Genomic DNA, 15,127 nt, shown 5'->3' on the forward strand with positions numbered 1-15,127 from the left:
GCGTTCCTGCGTGGGAAAAAACGAGTGTTCGATCGGTCCATGCGATGCCCGCACCAACCCCGTCTTTGACTTGACCCGATGAGCACCGGCGATCCGGAACGCTGGCGCCGCCTTTCCGCCTTGTTCGAGGGTGCGATCGATCTGCCGCGCGAGGCGCGCGAACGCTACATCGTGGAAAAGTGCGCAAACGACAGCGAACTCGAAACCGAGCTGCGTCGCATGCTCGCGGCCGACGAACAAGCCGAGTTAAGCGAGTTTCTGACCACTTCGCTTGCCGCTGCGCAGATCTGCGACTCTGCCGCTGGCGAGGACGGCTATGCTCCAGGCACACGCCGCTTCGGCCCCTACCGTCTGCTGCGCCTGATCGGCCGCGGCGGCATGGGCGAGGTGCATCTCGCCGAGCGGGGCGACGGGCAGTTCGAACAGCGCGTTGCGCTCAAGCTGCTGCCGCAACCGACGCCAGGGCTGCTGCAGCGCTTTCGGCAGGAACGGCAGATCTTGGCTCGCCTCGAACATCCGAACATCGCACGCTTGCTCGATGGCGGCGTCGGCGAGGCGAACATCCCCTACTTCGCGATGGAATTCGTTGATGGCACGCCGATCACCGAATTCGTCGCAGCAAACGATCTCGATGTTACGGCCACGCTGATGCTGTTCCTGCGTGTCTGCGATGCGGTGCAGTACGCGCACCGCAACCTTGTCGTGCATCGCGACCTGAAACCATCGAACGTCCTCGTCGCCCGCGACGGCATGCCCAAACTGCTCGATTTCGGTATCGCCAAGCTGCTCGACACCACCGCCGAGGGTGAAGCCACGCGCACGCAACTGCGTGCATTCACGCCCGACTACGCCGCGCCCGAGCAGATTCGCGGCGAGGCAGTGACCACGGCGACCGACGTCTACGCGCTCGGCGTGGTGCTGTACGAGCTGCTCGCCGGCGCCCGGCCTTACAAACTCAAACGCAACGAATCGCTCGAGCAGGCGATCCTCGTCGTGGAGCCGCCGGAACCTAGCACCGCCGCGGCAAGCACAACGCGCGCTAAGACATTGCGCGGCGACCTGGACCGCATCGTCCTCACCGCGCTGGCCAAGGAACCGGAGCGCCGCTACGCATCGGCCGAAGCGCTAGCCGCGGACATCCGCAACTATCTTGGCGGCCTGCCGATCACCGCGCGCGGCGATGGCGCGATGTACAAGCTGCGCAAGTTCATCCTGCGCAACAAAGCTATCGCTGCAGCCACGGCCGCCGTCGCCCTGATCCTCGTCGCGGCAACCGCGATCAGCACCGGGCAGGCGCTGCGCGCCGAACGCGAGCGCAACAGCGCGGTACGCACCCGCGATTTCGTTCTCGGCATGCTTGCCAATGTCGGGCCGTATCGGCGCAGCGTCGCGCCGCCGCCGACGCTGGCGCGCATGGTCGAGGCGAGCGCCCCGCGCGTGCTCACCGAATTCGCCGGCGACGTGCCGACGCAGATCCCTTTGTTGCGTGCGTTTGCCGGCGTCTATCTCTCGCTTGGCCGCGCGGGCGACTCCGCGACGTACCTGGAGTACGCACTCGAGCGCGAACGCGCGGCGAGTTCCGCCCCACAACTGATCGAGGAAACCCAGTTGGCGCTGGCGAACAATTACTATTACCTGCGCCGCTTCGACGACTCGAACCGGGTCACTGATGCCGTGCTGGCCGATCTCGTGGAAGCCCCCGCCGACGAGGCGCACAAACGCCTTGAGTTTTCCGCACGCGAGATTCGCCTGCTCGCGGCCTGGTCGCGCGGCCACATCGACGAAGCGGAAAAAAATGCGGTCGCACTGCTCGCCGACATGCGCCGTACCCTCGGCGCGGATCATGTCGAAACCGCCTCCGCGGAGGGCTATCACGCCTACATGTTGATCGACCGCGGCGAGTTGTTGCGCGCCGGTGCGCTGATCGAACACCAGTCCCGCGTCGACCTCGCCGCGTTTCCTGCAGGCTATCCGGGCAACTACGGCGATGCGGCGACGATCGCCTGGTGGCTGATCCAGTACGGCGATGCGCAAGCCGCCGAACCGCTGGCCGCACGCGTGCTCACTCTCCGCAATGGCGTGTACTCGGGAGTGGGCTTCGCTCCTGCGTATACACACTTCCTGCGCGGCTGGGCGCGCTGCAAACTCGGTCGCCACGCCGAAGGACTCGTCGATTTCGACGATGCCCAGTCCGTGCTCGCCGACAGCGGCAAAGTCGGCTACATGTACCAGTCGCGCATCCTGCTGCATCAAGCACGCTGCCTGCTCGATGCCGGAGAGCCCGAACAGGCGCGCGTCTTGTACACGCGCGCGCGCGATTTCGCCATCAACGACGGCGGCGCGGACACACCGAACGCGCGCGCCGCCAGCGCAGCGCTCGCCTACGTCGACTGGCGCAATGGCAACAGCATGGCGATTTCTCTTCTGCAGCAAATGCTGCGATCGCAGCAGGCCGCGCGCGATCCGCTTGCGGAGCAAACGCGCGTCTGGTTGATGGAGTCTGGCGCCGACCAGGTGCCGATCACGGCAACTGCGGACCCCGCCGAGCGCACGGAACTCGCCGCCACACGCACGCGCCTGCTCGCACTCGCCGAACAGCTGACCCAGGCGCCGGAGACGAAGTAGCCCCAATTGATGTCCGCGCGACGCTTCACGTATGATCGCCGCGAACCAGGGAGATGGCATGCCTCCCGCTCCGCCGCGAGCGAACCACCGCAAGGTTGATGATGCCTGATGTACCGGCAACGCCGGACGTCGGGCAGTGCGTGCAGCGGCCCGGCGCCCGGACCCTTCGCTCGAACCAGGAAGCGCATGAACATCACTATTCCTTCCCTGCTCGCCGTGCTCGTCGGCGGCGCCATCGGCAGCGTACTGCGCTGGGTGTTAGGTGTCGCACTCAATCCCGTCGTGCCGAACCTGCCGCTCGGTACGCTCGCGGTCAATTTGATCGGCGGCTTCGTCATCGGCGGAGCCATCGCCTATTTCGATCATTTCCACAACCTGCCGCCGGAATGGCGCCTGTTCGTCATCACCGGGCTGTGCGGCGGCTTCACCACGTTCTCGGCGTTTTCGGGCGAGACTGTGAACCTGTTGTTGCGCCAGGAATACGGCTGGACGTTCGCGATAGTCGCCGCGCACGTGCTCGGCTCGCTTGCGATGACGCTGGCCGGCGTCGGCGTCGTGCGTGCCGCGCTCAGGACGTGATCGCCAAAGAACTTGTGACGTAGTCCAGAGCAAGTTCCAGCAGCGGTTCCGATAGATGACATCTATCGAATCCATCGTGACAATCAATTTCACCCTGCCGCGGTTTCGCGCTAGGCTGAAGCCATCCGCAACGCGAGTTGCGGCCGTCCGCTTCCTCCAGCCAATCCAGCAAGAGGTGAGTCATGAGCAATCTGAAAGGTTCCAAGACCGAGGGCAGCCTGAAAGCCGCATTTGCCGGCGAATCGCAGGCCAACCGTCGCTATCTCTACTTCGCATCGAAGGCCGACGTCGAGGGTTACAACGACGTGGCTGCGGTGTTCCGTTCCACCGCCGAAGGCGAAACCGGCCACGCGCACGGCCATCTGGAATATCTCGAAGCGGTCGGCGATCCTGCGACCGGCCTGCCGTTCGGCGGCACCAAGGACAACCTCAAGACCGCGATCGCCGGCGAGACGCACGAGTACACCGACATGTACCCGGGCATGGCCAAGACCGCGCGCGACGAGGGCTTCGGTGAAATCGCCGACTGGTTCGAGACGCTGGCCAAGGCGGAGCGTTCGCACGCGAACCGGTTCACCAAGGCGCTGAACGAACTGGGTTGATCGCCGCCAGGAATGGCGCATGCAGTGGCGCGATCTGTCGCGCCCTGCTTTCTCGGATCAATGCAGGACGCGTCGAATCGCGCCCTACGGAGGCTTGTCATGAGCGCTACCCCGCCCGTCGCACGCGAAGGCAACCTCGAAGCGCCCACACGCCATCCGCTGGACTGGAAGAATCCCGAGTTCTACGACCAGGCCGCGATCGACAAGGAACTCGAGCGCGTCTTCGAGATCTGCCACGGCTGCCGCCGCTGTGTGAGCTTGTGCCAGGCGTTCCCGACCTTGTTCGACCTGGTCGACGAATCGAAGACGATGGAAGTCGACGGCGTCGCCAAGTCCGACTACGCCAAGGTCGTCGACCAGTGCTACCTCTGCGACCTGTGCTACCAGACCAAATGCCCGTACGTGCCGCCGCACGCCTGGAACGTCGATTTCCCGCACCTGATGCTGCGCGCCAAAGCCGCGGCCTTCCAACGAGGTGAAACCAAGCTCGCGGCGAAAATTCTGTCTGCGACTGACGCGGTCGGCAAACTGTCGACGATTCCGGTCGTCGTCCAGGCTGTCAATGCGCTCAACCGTGCGCCGGCCGCGCGCAAGCTGCTCGAAAAATCGCTCGGCGTGGACCGTAATGCGCGCGTGCCCGAGTACACCTCGAATACCGCGCGCAAGCGCCTCAGGCACCTCGACGGCACCGGTGCTGCGCAACCCGCGGGGCGCACGCGCGGCAGCGTCGCGATCTTCGCCACCTGCTACTGCAACTATTCGACGCCGCAGCCGGTCGAGGATCTCGCCGCCGTGCTGCGCCACAACGGCGTCGCGGTGAAGCTGATCGAGCGCGAGGTCTGCTGCGGCATGCCCAAGCTCGAACTCGGCGACCTCGCCTCCGTGGAAAAGTACAAGAAGCAAAACATCCCGGTGCTCGCCGCGGCGGTCCGCAACGGCTGGGACATCAGCGCGACGATCCCGTCCTGCGTGCTCATGTTCAAGCAGGAACTGCCGCTGATGTTTCCCGACGACGAAGATGTGCAACTCGTCAAACGCCACATCTTCGATCCGTTCGAATACCTCTGGCAACGCCATCAGGCCGGCCTGCTCGACACGCGGTTCAGGCAGGGCCTCGGCAAGGTCGCCTACCACGCACCCTGCCACCAACGCGTGCAAAATATAGGGCCGAAGACGCGCGAGGTGCTGAGCCTGATACCCGATACCGAGGTGCAATCGATCGAACGCTGCTCGGGCCACGACGGCACCTATGGCGTCAAGGCGAAGACCTACGCGTTCGCGCGCAAGATCGCCAAACCCGTGGAGACGCGTGTCGAACAGATCGCGCCCGCGCACTTCGCCAGCGACTGCCCGATGGCCGGCAGTCATATCGCGCATGGGCTCGGCGACAAACCGCCCGCGGAAAGCCCGCTCGGCCTGTTGCGCCTGGCTTACGGAATCTGACGATGCAAAAACTCACCCGGGAAGACTTGCTCACCCTAGAAGCGTATGCACGCGAGCGCGCCGCGTTCCGCGCACGAGTGCTCGAGCACAAGAAGACGCGCATCGTCCATGTCGGCGCACACGTCACGCTCGTGTTCGAGGACCGACTCACGATCCAGTATCAGGTCCAGGAAATGCTGCGTGTCGAGCGCATCTTCGAGCCGGCCGGCATCGCCGAGGAACTCGACGCCTACAATCCATTGATCCCCGACGGCCGCAATCTCAAGGCGACGATGTTGATCGAATATCCCGATGAGGGCGAGCGCGGGCGCAAGCTTGTCGAGCTGCACGGCATCGAATATCGCGTCGCGCTGCTGATCGGCGATCTTGCGCCCGTCATTGCCATTGCCGACGAAGACCTCGATCGCAGCACCGACACGAAGACCGCCGCGGTGCACTTCCTGCGCTTCGAGCTCGACGCGACACACGTCGCCGCCTTTGCCGATTTGGAAGTGGTCATCGCGATCGATCACCCCAGCTACTCGGCGCGGCAGACGCTGAACGCTGCGACACGTGCGGCGCTTGCCGTCGATTTTGACTAGACCACCACTGCGCGATTCCCCAGCGGTTGCGGTTCACTGATCACGGCGCAGGGGTCGCCGCGATGGCGACGAGCGCCAAGCGTCCGTCGGTATGGAACGGATCGCCGCCGCCGTTACGTCCCTCGCGCACCGGCTGGAAGTCGTCGACCCAGTCGATCGTCACGCCACCGACGCGGCGCAAATCGGCGAGCAGCTTGTCGCGCTCCGCGTCGATGTCGGCAGAAATATGATGGGTAACGTGATCGGTGACGTGTCCGTTGGCGCGACTGAGGCCGATGCTCGTGTCGTAGGTCGCCGCCGCCATCCATTGCGCGGGACCCGGCGCGTCGATTCGCCAAAAGCGCACGTGATGGCGCTTCGACGGGTTCGCCGCGGCCGGCTGCTCGAAGGCCAGATCCTGCTTTCTGCCGGCCACGTAGAGGCTGCTCACGGGCGCATCGACATACGGTCGACGCACGATGCTGTCCATCGTGATGCGCAGCGAGCTCCGCAGCGTGATCGGATCCGCCGGAAACCAGCCCGCTTTCGCCATCAGGCGCAGCAAGTCGCCTTCGCTGCCGACGAAGGCGAGGTTCAATGGATCGCCCGGCACGCCTTTCAAGGTGAACGAGCGGGTGCCCGCCGCAGCCAGGGCGGGGTAGCTGCCGGAAAAATCCGACAGCGCCGATCGTTCGTCCGCAAGCGCCCGCACAGGACTGCAGCAACACGACACCGCCAAGAGCAGCAATGCGCACGCCATGCGTGCGCCAACGCCCGGCCTTATCCAATTTTTGTTCGCCATCATCTCGGCAAGATACAAAGGCATCGCGAATCTGCGCCACGAATTCTAGAATATGCACTTTGCCACGACACGTGCCGCATCCATGATCCTGCCTCGCTACCACGTCGCCGCCTCGACCATTCCCGGCGCCGGCAAAGGCCTGTTCCTCGACGAGGCCGTCGCGCGCGGACGTCTGATCACCGCACCGGACGATATCCGCAAAGTATACAAATGGAGCGAGGTCGAGGCGTTGCCGAATGCACGCGAGGCGCTTGCCGCCACGGTGCGCTGGTTCGAGGATCGCTACACGGTGACGCCGGAGTGGCCCGACGAGTGCTACATCAATCATTCGTTCGCGCCGAATGGATTGTGGCATCTCGGTTTCGTGTTCGCCTTGCGCGAGCTCGCACAAGGTGAGGAAATCACGGTCGACTACCGCCACCTGCTTGCGCCGGGTCAGAAGGAAGACTTCCGCGACTCGACCACCGGCGGCGAAATTGTCGGCTACACCTGGGCGGAAAGCCTGGCGCTGTCTAGCGCGCAGCTGCAAGAGACCGTCGCCACGCCGCGGTTCGTGCAGACCGCGGCGGACTGCGGATGAGAGGCCGATGAAGATTCGCCATCTGCGTGAAAGCGACTACCGGCGCATGTGCTGGAAGAACGGCGGCGGCTGGACGACCGAGCTGTACAGCCACGCGCTGCGCGACGGCGGCGAAGGATTCGGCTGGCGTGTCAGCATCGCCGACATTGAGAGCAACGGTGCATTTTCCATCTTTCCCGAATGCGACCGCTGGATCGCGTTGCTCGAAGGCAACGGTATGCTCCTGGAATTTAAAGACCATGCGGCCGCGGCACTGGAGGAGCGCCTGCGCTTCGTCGCTTTCTCCGGCGAATGGCAGACGCACGCCAGCCTGATCGACGGCCCGGTGCGCGACTTCAACCTGATCGCGCGGCGCGACCTGTGGCACTGTGAAGTCCGCCATCGTCCGCTCGTCGGCTCGATGCTGTTCGCCGCGAGCGCGGCCGACCTATGGTTCGTCTACTTGGCCGCGGGCTCGGCGCGGATCGAGCATCGCGGCGACCTGCCGTCGATCGACGCGGGCGATTCGCTGCTGCTCGAAGCCGACGGCGAAACTGGCAGCGTGGTGATCGACGGCGGCGGTGAACTCGTGGTGATCGCACTCACGCGCACTACCTCGCTGTAATCGGCAGTTCGTTTTACCGCATTCCTTGACCAGGGGCCCGCATTGCGCGGCCCCCTTTTGCTCGCTCAAGGAGAATTCCATGCGTAATTTCCCCGCTACTCATCCGCAACGCGCGCGAGTCGCGACGCTTGCGGCGGTGCTTGCCTGTGCGCTTGCGACGACGCCGGCGATACAGGCACAGCTTTTGCAATCGGCGGCCGACCACGGCGGCGGCGCACACGTGCTGCCGACTCCGGGGCGTGCTGCCGGCTCGGAGTCGTTGCCGGCGTCGCAGCGCGGCAGCAGTACCCCGGATTCGTTCGCGATCCCCGCCGCGAGCACGAACGACCTGACCTATCACGGCGGCCCGGTCATGCGCGATCCGACCAACTACGTGATCATCTGGAACCCGCCCGGCTCGACGTTCGGCGCGAACTACCAGCAACTGATCGAACAATACTTCACCGACAACGGCGGCACGCCGTTCATGACGATCAACTCGCAATGGAACGACAGCTCGGGCGTACCGGTGCCGAACACCAACCACTTCGGTGGCACCTGGGTCGACACGACGAACGCGTATCCGCATGCGGGCACGGTCGCCGATCCGCTCAACGGTTCGGACATCCGCGACGAGGTCAACCGCGCGATCGCGGCCAATCCGACCTGGCAGGCGCACGGCCTCAGCACGATGTACTTCGTCTATCTCGGCCACAACATCATCGAGTGCTTCAAGGGCAGCGGCGACACGTTCGGCTGCTTCGCCGGCACCGATGTCGACGGTCACTCCCCGCCCGCGCCGTCGGGCAACCCGAACACGGTTGCGGGTGCGGCCACGTATTGCGCGTATCACAGCTCGTTCGACGGCGACAAGATTTACGCGACGATGCCCTACGCCTCCGACGGTTCGTGCTACGGCAGTGCGAGTCCGTTCCCGAACGGCGTCGATCAAGACATCGTCCTGTCGCCGACCTCGCATGAGCAGAACGAGGCCTATTCCGACCCGCAGCTCAACGCCTGGTACAACGACACCAGCGGCAACGAGAACGGCGACAACTGCGCCTATACCTACGGCCAGGTCGAACCGGACGGCACCAACTTCGTCCTCAGCGGGCACCGCTACCAGATCCAACGCGAGTGGAGCAACGCGTTGCCGGGCGGCTGCATCAAGCGCCTCGGCTCCGCAGCGCAGGCGACGATCGTCGGCGACCTCGGCTTCGGCCTCGTGCCGCGCGGCACGAGCACGAGTCGCGACGTGCAGATCCAGAACACCGCTGCGGGCGATCTCAACCTGCTCAACGTGCGCCTCGCCAACGCAGCACCGGTGCAGTTCAGCATCGATCCTTCCTCGCCGCGCTGGGCCACGCTGCCCGCAGGCGACAGCGTGACGGTCAAGGTCAACTTCGCGCCGGGAGGCAGCTCGACCAGCGCCGGTCCGCTGTCGACTTCGCTGATCATCGACACCGACCAGCCCGGACAGGAAACCCAGTCATTCGCCGTGTCCGGCAGCGTCGGCCTGCCGAAGGCCGCGCTGACGCCGGCCGCGCTGAACTTTGACACGGTCTGCAGCGGAACCAGCTCCGACCAGCAACTCACAGTGACCAATACCGGCAACGCGCCGCTGACGATCTTCTCGCTCGCGATCGCCGGGGTCACGCCGGGCCTGTCCATCCTCACGCCGCCGACGCTGCCGCAGACCTTGCCGGTCGGCGGCTCGTTGTCGTTCACGATCCGCTTCACTCCGGTCGGTCCGAATCCTGGGCCGATCAGCGGCTCGATCGTGGTGAACACCGACGATCCGGTGCATCCTTCGCAGTCGATTCCGTTCGGCGGCAGCATCGGTGCAGCCAATGTCACGATCGGTTCGAACGCGCTCGATTTCGGCGGCGTGCCGGTCGACAACCGCACCGATCCGCACAACGCGGACCGCACGCTGACGATCGGCAACACCGGCGCCTGCAACCTTGCGGTCAGCGCGCTTTCGATCGCCGGGACGAACGCGGGCGACTTCAGCCTCGTCGGCGCACCGTCGCTGCCGGTATCGGTCGGCGCCGCTTCGAGCCTGACCGTCACCGTGCGCTTCAACCCGTCCGCAGCAGGACTTCGCGCAGGCACGCTAGGCGTCGCCACGAACGATCCGGCGCACGCCAGCTCGTCGGTCGCGCTGACCGGCACCGGCCTGTTGCCCGCGGTGCAGTCTTCGGCCGACGCGCTCGTCTTCGCGCCGACCGTGATCGCTTCGCAGGCGCCGGGTTACGCCGGTGGAATCCAGAACCTTGCGATCACCAACGTCGGCCAAGCCGAGCTGATCATCGATGCGATGGGCACCAGCGGCGCGCCGTTTGCCGCATCCGCGGCGACACTGCCGCCGGCACGCTACGCGACCAGCGACGGCTTCAACGAGCCGGTGACGTTCGCGCCAACCGCGGTCGGCAAGTTCAACGGCAACTTCAACATCGCTGACACCGATCCAGAGGGCGGCGCGTCGAAGAGCGTCGCGCTGTGCGGCGAAGGCGTGATGCGCGGCATCCGCGTGCTCGCCGTCGACGCGAGCGGCACGCCGATCGCGCAGGTTGCCAAGCTGCACCTGCAGGCGAAAGGCACCGCGCAGAACGTCAACATCAATGCGCAGAACCTGGCGCTGAGCGGCGTGCCGACATCGTGCGACGCGAGCGCAAAGATGCAGTACGAGAACCAGGCGCTGCCGGCGACTGACACCGCCAACCAGCGCAGCTCGTACTACACGCTGTCGGTCACCGCCGGCGGCAAGTCGACCACGATCACCTTCACTCTCGGCGTCGCCGAGTTCAAGGTCCTCGTCGTCACAGTGAAGTGACGCTTTCGCGGGCGCGGCGGCTCATGCCGCGCCCGCTTTCACACCACCGCCGCGCCGCCGATCAGCAGCAATACAAGCATTGCCGCACCGACCACGCTGAACGCCATCTGCTTCGCGCTGCGTCCGCGCGCCCAGAGCAGGATGCCGCTGATGCCGAGCGCGACCATCGCCAGCGCGAACGTGTCGGTGAGAAGAATCCACGCGGGCCCGCCGCCGACGCCTTTGTGCAAACGCGTAAGCACCGCGAGCGGGCTCTGCTCGGTCGTGCTCACGGTGATCGAGGCATTGCCCTCGCTGTATTCGGCCTGCGTCGACACGCGCGCGTTGCCGCCGGAAAACATCCAGCGCGCCGGCGGTTTGATCTTCTGGCCGTTGAGCTCGACCGGCTGTGCGCGCATAACGCGTACGTTGTCGATGTCGAGCTTCTGCGTGTCACGCAGCCAGATGCGCATTGCCTCGGGTGTCGAGCGCACGCCCTCAGGCACGGGCAGTTCGACCTTCGACAGGTCAGACGAACTTCCCTGCGGCAGCTTGAGCACGGCACGATGATTCATGATGAAACCGCTGCTGCCGAACAGGATCGCCGCGATCGCACCCCAGGCGCCGATCCACAGATGCAGTTGGCGTACGATGCGATGCGTACGGTTGCGTCTCGCCGCTTGGGCAGTAACCAACGACTTCGCGATTTCCATTTCCTTTCCCAGTACTCATGCGCTCGTCCTTGATCGCGAAAGTCAAAAAGCGGCCATCCTTGGCCGCACTTCTCAACTATGGCTCGGCCCATCGACGAAGCAGGTTGTGGTAGACACCGGTCAGCTCGACCAGCGCGGGATGGTCGACCTGGCTCTGGCCGAGCTTGCGGATCGCGAGGTCGAGGTCGAACAGCAGCCGGCGTTCGCCCGCGTCGCGCACGAGGCTCTGGATCCAGAAGAACGAGGCAAGCCGTTCGCCACGCGTAATCGGCTCCACCCGATGCACGCTAGCCGCGGAATAAAGCAGCATGTCGCCCGCGGGCAGTTTCACGCGTTGCGCGCCGACCGTGTCCTCGATGACGAGTGCGCCGCCGTCGTACTCATCCGGCGAAGACAGGAACAAGGTCGCCGACAGATCGGTGCGTACGGCCTGCACGAGCTGGCCGCTGCGGTCGTAGCGCACGGCGTTGTCGATGTGTGCACCGAAGCCATCGCCGACGCGGTAGCGGTTGAACAGTGGCGGGAACACGCACTGCGGCAGGGCGGCGGCGAAATACGTCGTGTTCGCCTTGAGCGCCGTGCGCACAAGCGCGCCGAGTTCCGTCGCGACGGGATCGTCCTCGGCCAATTGCAGATTGCGCTTGGCGCGCGCGGACTGGTGGCCCGCCGTAACCTTTCCATCCACCCAGGCCGCTGCCGCGAGTCGTTCACGGAACAAGCGAACCTGAGCCTGGTCGAGGATGGCGGGGATGTGCAGCAGCATGTCGAATTCGCCGATGGATCAGAATTTGTAGGTTGCGGTCACTTGTGCCGAGCGCGCGTCGCCCGGCGTACCCCAGGCGACATCGCCGGCCGTACGCACGCGTGTGAGGTATTTTTCGTTGAGCAGGTTGTTGACGTTGAGCTGCAGCGAAAAATGACGGTTGAACTTGTACGCAACCATCGCGCGCTGCAGCCAGTACGCGTCGACCTCGTTCAATGGTCCGTGCGGGTTCGTCACCGAATGCTGGCTGACGTTGTAACTGCCGACATAGGTCGCGCCGTAGCCGACCTGCAACGCAGCGGACACATCGTACGTCGTCCACAGGCTCAGCGAATTTTCCGGTGTGCTCAACAAGGGATCGCCGCGCGTGTAATCAGCCCCCTGCCCGGCAACATAGTTCGACGCGCCCTGCAACACCTTCGACTTCAGGTGCGCGTAGTTCGCGTACACCGCCCAGTTATCGCTGATGTTGCCGGTCGCGCCGAGCAGCAGGCCGTCGACACGCGCCTTGCCGTCGAGCGACATCTGCCCGGACGGATTGTCGGGATTGCCCGGATCGGCAACAAGGTAGTTCTGTCGGTCGTTGCGGAACACCGAACCGGTCAACGACAGCTTGCCGTCGAGCACGTCCCACTTCGCACCGATCTCGTAGTTGACCGCCGTCTGCGGGTCGACATCGCAGTTCGCCGTACCGGTCGTGCTCGATGCCGCGCAGGAGCCGTTGACCGATGCTGCCGACGGCGTCTTCGAATTGCTGTACGCCGTGTAGATGCTGGCGTTCTCGATAGGCTTGTAGACCAGGCCGACACGCCAGGAGAACAAGTCGTTGGAATTCTTCGCCGGCGCCGCAGCGCCCATGATCGTGCCGATGCCGGTGTTGACCGGGTTCGGCACGGCGACAGTCGGCGCGGTGTAGAGCTTCACCGTGTACGTCGTCGCGCTCGCATCGCTGCGCTCCCAGCGCACGCCGCCGTTGAGCGACCAGTGCTCGTTGAACTTCGCGTTGTCGAAGACGTAAACCGCCGTGTCGTCGAGCGTGCCGTCGATCTTTCCGGTCAACGTGCGATTGGCCGACCCGCTGTAGATCGAATCCGGAACGCCGATCGGCGTGAACGGAAAATATCCCGGAGCGGCATACGGATTCGTGCCGTCGACATTGCGGTACTGGCTGTAGCCGTTGAACGCATAGCTTTCGTGCGAAAGCGAGAGCCCTGCGACAGCCGTGTGTTCGATCGCGCCGGTATGCAAACCGGTGCTCAGGTCGGTCTGGTTGTAGAGAATCTTGTTCGTCGTATCGCGGATATTGCCGCGCGGCCCGCTCGGCATGTAGTAGCCAGCAGGTACAACAATCTGCAACGCGGTGCCCGGATTGAGCGTGCACGAGGCGCCGCTCGGCTGCAGGTTGTTCGCCTCGCAGAATGTGCCCTGCGGCGGATCGACCAGCGAATATTGCGTCACGCGCTGCGCACGCGTGAGATTGCGCAGCGAAAAATCCTCGCTGAAGCGATGCTGGATGATGCTCGTGAACGCGTCGGCGCGGATCTGCTGCGCGTCGTAGTTGCGGTAGCCGTAGTAGGCGTGCGCATCGACGCTCGCAAGGATCTGCCCCTTGTACGTCGGCACGCCGTATTGCGGCACGTTGTCGTCGTGCTGATGGAAATAGCTCAGCGTCACGCTCGTGTCGGTGCCGAGACCGAAGCCGATCGACGGCGCGAAGCCCCAGCGCTTGAAGTTCTCCACGTCGCGCCCGGGCACATCGTTTTCGTGAGCCATCAAGTTGATGCGGAATGCGCTGTTGTCGCCGATCTGCTGATTCGTGTCCGCGGTCAGGCGGCCGTAGTCGTCCGTGCCGACACCCGCTTTCAATTCGGTACGATCGACGAGCATCGGCACCTTGCTGACCAGATTGATCGACCCGCCGACCGAACCGGAGCCGGCGTACACCGAATTCGCGCCGTTAACGAGCTCGACGCTATCGAGATTGAACGGGTCCGATCGTGTGTACTGCGCACTGTCGCGCACGCCGTCGACGGTGATGTCGGTGCTGCCGGTGAAACCACGCAGATTGATGCTGTCACCGTAACCGCCGCCGCCCTCACCCGCGCCGAACGTGATGCCGGGCAGGGTCGTCAAAATATCACGCAGGTTGAGCAGATTCTGCTCGGCGATGACTTTCTGCGGCACGATCGTAATCGTCTGCGGCGTATCGAGCAGCGAAGCGGTCAGCTTCGGCGAGGTCGGTTGGGCATTCGGCGTGGCGTGCACATCGACCTTGTCGAGCTCGGTCGGATTCCTTCGCGACTTTTCGGTGGCATCGTCGGCTCCGGCGGCGTCGGCAGCGATATCTGCCGCCGGCGAGGCGACTCCCGGTGTCGCCGCGGCAGTCACATCCGCGGCGAATGCGACGGTGGGGACAACCGCCGCAAGCATGGCGGCGTAGAGTGGAGAAAACTTCAGCGTGAATCGGTGCATGGCTCGTCGACTTCCTTGAATAGGCGAGTCATCCCTTGCTGTGCTGACTCTTGCGCGCGTGCGCTCGAACCGGACAAAAGCTGAGTAAGACTACGGATGCAAATAAGAATGATTCTTATTATTGCACAATGACAAATCAATGCAAGATCACGTCGAACCGCGCCGCAGCGGGCATACGGCGGCGCCCGGCCTCGCCAGGATGCCGGAGGAATTCCGCACCATATCGAAGATCGAGCGCGGCGAGCTTTCGCAGCGCTGTTCAGTCGAAGCGATCGTCGCGCGTGTAGACCTGTGCGTCTTCCACTTTCACCGGAAATTTCGCGATCGGCTCGTAGGCCGGCGGGCACATCGCCGCACCCGTACGCAGGTCGAAGCGCGCGCCATGGCGCGGGCATTCGACTTCGAAGCCGTGCACCTCGCCGCCGGCGAGTTCGCCGCCGTCGTGCGTGCAGATGTCCTCGACCGCGTACAGCTCGCCGTCGACGTTGAACACCGCGATCGCGGTGTCGCCATCCCAGGCGACCTTGAATTCGCCGGGCAGCAGTTCGGAGCGGGCGCAGACGCGAATCCAGGCGCTCACGGTCGCGCGC

General features: G+C 64.6%; 13 protein-coding genes and 1 riboswitch. Of the genes, 8 read left to right on the forward strand and 5 right to left on the reverse strand.

Features of this window, described 5'->3' with window-relative positions:
- Positions 1-78 precede the first annotated feature (78 nt).
- The 5 genes from F455_RS21705 (at position 79) to F455_RS0100945 (ending at position 5,830) form a co-directional block, all read left to right on the forward strand.
- Positions 79-2,625 carry a serine/threonine protein kinase gene (locus F455_RS21705; RefSeq protein ID WP_018971373.1) on the forward strand — a complete coding sequence of 849 codons (2,547 nt, stop codon included), beginning with the start codon at positions 79-81 and terminating at the stop codon, positions 2,623-2,625.
- Between the two features lie 40 nt (positions 2,626-2,665).
- Positions 2,666-2,740: riboswitch (Fluoride riboswitch) on the forward strand.
- Between the two features lie 71 nt (positions 2,741-2,811).
- Positions 2,812-3,204, forward strand: a complete 393-nt coding sequence (gene crcB, locus F455_RS0100930) for a fluoride efflux transporter CrcB (RefSeq protein ID WP_018971374.1) — start codon at positions 2,812-2,814, stop codon at positions 3,202-3,204.
- Between the two features lie 182 nt (positions 3,205-3,386).
- Positions 3,387-3,806: a rubrerythrin family protein gene (locus F455_RS0100935; RefSeq protein WP_018971375.1), complete on the forward strand. Its 420-nt coding sequence runs from the start codon at positions 3,387-3,389 to the stop codon at positions 3,804-3,806.
- 99 nt (positions 3,807-3,905) lie between these two features.
- Positions 3,906-5,249 (forward strand): heterodisulfide reductase-related iron-sulfur binding cluster, encoded by a 1,344-nt coding sequence (locus F455_RS0100940; RefSeq protein ID WP_018971376.1) that lies wholly within the window; start codon positions 3,906-3,908, stop codon positions 5,247-5,249.
- A gap of 2 nt (positions 5,250-5,251) precedes the next feature.
- Positions 5,252-5,830, forward strand: coding sequence for a DUF3501 family protein (locus tag F455_RS0100945; protein WP_018971377.1), 579 nt, complete (start codon positions 5,252-5,254; stop codon positions 5,828-5,830).
- A gap of 40 nt (positions 5,831-5,870) precedes the next feature.
- Here the strand turns inward: F455_RS0100945 and F455_RS0100950 are convergent, their stop codons facing one another.
- Positions 5,871-6,521 carry an LssY C-terminal domain-containing protein gene (locus tag F455_RS0100950; RefSeq protein WP_169337270.1) on the reverse strand — a complete coding sequence of 217 codons (651 nt, stop codon included), beginning with the start codon at positions 6,519-6,521 and terminating at the stop codon, positions 5,871-5,873.
- Positions 6,522-6,693: 172 nt separating this feature from the next.
- Here F455_RS0100950 and F455_RS0100960 point away from each other — a divergent pair, with 172 nt between their 5' ends.
- The 3 genes from F455_RS0100960 (at position 6,694) to F455_RS0100970 (ending at position 10,610) form a co-directional block, all read left to right on the forward strand.
- On the forward strand, positions 6,694-7,191 hold the full coding sequence (locus F455_RS0100960; protein ID WP_033409024.1) for an SET domain-containing protein-lysine N-methyltransferase: 498 nt from the start codon (positions 6,694-6,696) through the stop codon (positions 7,189-7,191).
- Positions 7,192-7,198: 7 nt separating this feature from the next.
- Complete coding sequence (locus F455_RS0100965; protein WP_018971381.1) at positions 7,199-7,795, forward strand: HutD/Ves family protein; 597 nt, start codon at positions 7,199-7,201, stop codon at positions 7,793-7,795.
- A gap of 79 nt (positions 7,796-7,874) precedes the next feature.
- Positions 7,875-10,610 carry a choice-of-anchor D domain-containing protein gene (locus F455_RS0100970; protein WP_020684028.1) on the forward strand — a complete coding sequence of 912 codons (2,736 nt, stop codon included), beginning with the start codon at positions 7,875-7,877 and terminating at the stop codon, positions 10,608-10,610.
- A 38-nt stretch (positions 10,611-10,648) separates the two neighbouring features.
- Here the strand turns inward: F455_RS0100970 and F455_RS19275 are convergent, their stop codons facing one another.
- From F455_RS19275 to F455_RS0100990, 4 genes are all read right to left on the reverse strand, one after another.
- The gene (locus tag F455_RS19275) at positions 10,649-11,302 is read right to left on the reverse strand and encodes a PepSY-associated TM helix domain-containing protein (RefSeq protein WP_018971382.1); all 654 of its coding nucleotides are present in this window, start codon (positions 11,300-11,302) and stop codon (positions 10,649-10,651) included.
- Positions 11,303-11,378: 76 nt separating this feature from the next.
- Positions 11,379-12,065 (reverse strand): Fe2+-dependent dioxygenase, encoded by a 687-nt coding sequence (locus F455_RS0100980; protein ID WP_018971383.1) that lies wholly within the window; start codon positions 12,063-12,065, stop codon positions 11,379-11,381.
- Positions 12,066-12,083: 18 nt separating this feature from the next.
- On the reverse strand, positions 12,084-14,537 hold the full coding sequence (locus tag F455_RS0100985; protein ID WP_018971384.1) for a TonB-dependent receptor: 2,454 nt from the start codon (positions 14,535-14,537) through the stop codon (positions 12,084-12,086).
- 259 nt (positions 14,538-14,796) lie between these two features.
- On the reverse strand, positions 14,797-15,117 hold the full coding sequence (locus F455_RS0100990; RefSeq protein WP_018971385.1) for a non-heme iron oxygenase ferredoxin subunit: 321 nt from the start codon (positions 15,115-15,117) through the stop codon (positions 14,797-14,799).
- Positions 15,118-15,127: the final 10 nt, after the last annotated feature.

Origin of the sequence: Rudaea cellulosilytica DSM 22992 (assembly GCF_000378125.1) — a bacterium.
Classification (GTDB): Bacteria; Pseudomonadota; Gammaproteobacteria; order Xanthomonadales; family Rhodanobacteraceae; genus Rudaea; species Rudaea cellulosilytica.